Source organism: Sulfurimonas sp., from assembly GCF_027056685.1.
GTDB lineage: Bacteria > Campylobacterota > Campylobacteria > Campylobacterales > Sulfurimonadaceae > Sulfurimonas.
Map to the genome: position 1 here is coordinate 1 of NZ_JALUKE010000175.1, position 2553 is coordinate 2553.

Genomic DNA, 2553 nt, shown 5'->3' on the forward strand with positions numbered 1-2553 from the left:
ATAATCTACATGTAAAGGTAATAATTCATCTACTTTTTTTAAATCTTCTATATATGTTAATGACACTATAAACATCTTAATCCTTTTGTGAGTATAACGGTCGAATAGAACCATAAATTTCCGTTAGGTAATTTATTGCGTTCCTATGTTTTGTTGTACTTTTTAGTCTAGTAAGTCCATACTGTTTTGAATACTCTCATCAATAAACTTAAAAAGTTCATTTTTGTCATTAATGGCTTTTAAGTATTCACTTCTATGTTCATTCTCAATAAGAGGTGGAACTATATTATTTTGAATAGCTTGAAAAGCCATTATTAACCTTCCAACTCTTCCATTGCCATCGGCAAATGGATGTACTCTCTCAAATAATATATGAAACTCTGCAATATCTTCTAAACTCATATTATTACTATTAAATCTATAAAGTAGATTTTCAATATCATTAGAGATTTTATTAGGTGCTGATAGTTTTATATCTACACCTTTAATATATCTTTCATCTAGTCTATATGCTCCAATAGGTTTAGATACAAATTGAGGTGCTACTTTTAAAGCATCTTCAAACATAATGGCATGAATATCTTTTATAAAACTACTGTCAATAATATTTTCTTTATTTGTAGCTTCGCGAACTATTACATCATAAGCTTTTGCAAAACCTAATATCACAAGTTGTTCATGTAGTGGTTTATCTCCAGCAGTATTCCCATGTTCAAGTAACTCTTTTGTTTCACCGAAAGAAAGAGTTGTTCCTTCCATCGCATTTGAGTGATGAGTAATTGAAATGCGAAGTTGTCTAAAAAGTTCTTCTCTTTGTTTTAGTGTTAATTTATTTAGTTTATACATAATATATTCCCAATATGGCTTAATTAAAAGTTAATAATACATATTTTAGCATTATTTCATATATACTTCTATCATTTTACTTTTTGCCATAAAATTTGTAGCATAACTTAGCAATTCATAAAAATCTTTATCACTGAAATTTACATTATAAAGTTCTTCTAAGTCATCTTTACAAAACTTATCTGCATTATATACAGCATAGATAACTTTTGATAATAGTAGCTTTTGTTCCATATTAAATGGGAGTTTATCAATATTTAAACAGACATCATTAAGAATCTGTTTATTGATATCATTTGCCATCAATAATTTTGTATTAAAATTTATACAATATTTTCTACACTCTTTTTGTGCGATACATAATCGTAAAAAAGGTAAAATTTTAGCATCAATCTTTGGATGTTTGGTGAAATATAAATTGTATTCTATAAAATCTTTCAAAGACTCTATATTTATAGTTGCAAAAACTTCAAAATGTGGAGGTACAAAGCCCAATGTCATTTCTGTTTTTTTATAGACTAATTTCAACTCTCTTGTTGCTTCTTTAGCTTTTATTGGCTTTACTATAAACATTATATTTCCTCATATTTAAAAATAGACCTTTTAGTCTATTTTTAAATTGTACTCAAAATTAACTTTAATTAGACTGAATGGTCTGTTTTTAATTTTTTAAAGATTTCAAATAGTTTGTAAGATAAAAAACTGTATTTAAATATCTGTCTTTGGAAGATTGTGTAGGGCTTAAAGAGAGTGCACCCCATATACTTGCTATTACAAACTCTGAAAGTTCTTCAATATTAATTTCCTTTTTTATATTTGATTTATGCAAAAGTAAAATGATTTTTTCTTTAATATGATTATATATTTGAGTTATAGCACTTTCAAAATCTTTATCAATTGAACTCATTTCTTGATTAAGTCGATTAAGGGGACATCCATATTTTATGAGTTGCTCTTTTTGCGAAATTTTTATTATTGTATCTATAAGGATATCAATAGAATGTTTGTTTTGAGTGTTGGAAAAGCTATAGAAATCATCCATTCGGGGTGCAAGTCGCTCTTTTATAACCGCTAATACCATCTCTTTTTTAGATTTGAAATAATGATATAGTGAGCCTTTTGGAATACCACACTCTTTAAGAATCATAGACATACTCGTACCATTGTACCCATTTATATAAACCAACATAAATATTGCATCTAAAATTTCTTCGCGCGTAGATTGTTTTTTTGGCATAATTTTATATCCTTGAATGAATTATGTATTTTAGCAAAATAATAGTGCATATGATATGGAGTATAACGGCGAAGCTGAGCTCCACAAATGTGTATTTCAGAAAATTTGCTTGCGATTTTCTGGGAGACACCTTTGTGTGGGACTCCTGCATTTTGTTGTATGTAGCGTAGCGGAATATGACAAAAGGTTGGTGGCGCTTCGCCGTTGTAAGTTTCCGCTCCGCGGGAACTTACAACGGTTGACTTGAAAAATAAGTTACCTTTTTCAAGTTCTTTTGTCTTTGCAGTATCTTATCTCATTTTAGTTTAAACGACTTAAGCGCAGCTGGGTAACTTATTTTTCTTCCAAGGAGACTGTGAAAGAACCCAACTCCAAACACTGTAAAATATTCTACCAAAAGTACCCTAAAATTAACCATACTAAAATCATAAAAACAGTACAATAATTACCATATAAAAGGCATCATATGG

The 2553-nt window shown here is 28.8% G+C and carries 3 protein-coding genes; all 3 read right to left on the bottom strand.

Annotated elements, in window-relative coordinates; translation table 11 throughout:
• Positions 1 to 162: 162 nt before the first annotated feature.
• Positions 163 to 846 (bottom strand): Fic family protein, encoded by a 684-nt coding sequence (locus tag MVY38_RS07535; RefSeq protein ID WP_297484876.1) that lies wholly within the window; start codon positions 844 to 846, stop codon positions 163 to 165.
• A 51-nt stretch (positions 847 to 897) separates the two neighbouring features.
• Positions 898 to 1419 carry a hypothetical protein gene (locus MVY38_RS07540; RefSeq protein WP_297484878.1) on the bottom strand — a complete coding sequence of 174 codons (522 nt, stop codon included), beginning with the start codon at positions 1417 to 1419 and terminating at the stop codon, positions 898 to 900.
• 88 nt (positions 1420 to 1507) lie between these two features.
• Positions 1508 to 2083, bottom strand: a complete 576-nt coding sequence (locus MVY38_RS07545) for a TetR/AcrR family transcriptional regulator (RefSeq protein WP_297484880.1) — start codon at positions 2081 to 2083, stop codon at positions 1508 to 1510.
• Positions 2084 to 2553: the final 470 nt, after the last annotated feature.

Excerpts from the sequence above, each read along its gene's own strand:
- MVY38_RS07535 (WP_297484876.1), bottom strand. The coding sequence starts at position 846 with ATGTATAAACTAAATAAATTAACACTAAAACAAAGAGAAGAACTTTTT.
- MVY38_RS07540 (WP_297484878.1), bottom strand. The coding sequence starts at position 1,419 with ATGTTTATAGTAAAGCCAATAAAAGCTAAAGAAGCAACAAGAGAGTTG.
- MVY38_RS07545 (WP_297484880.1), bottom strand. The coding sequence starts at position 2,083 with ATGCCAAAAAAACAATCTACGCGCGAAGAAATTTTAGATGCAATATTT.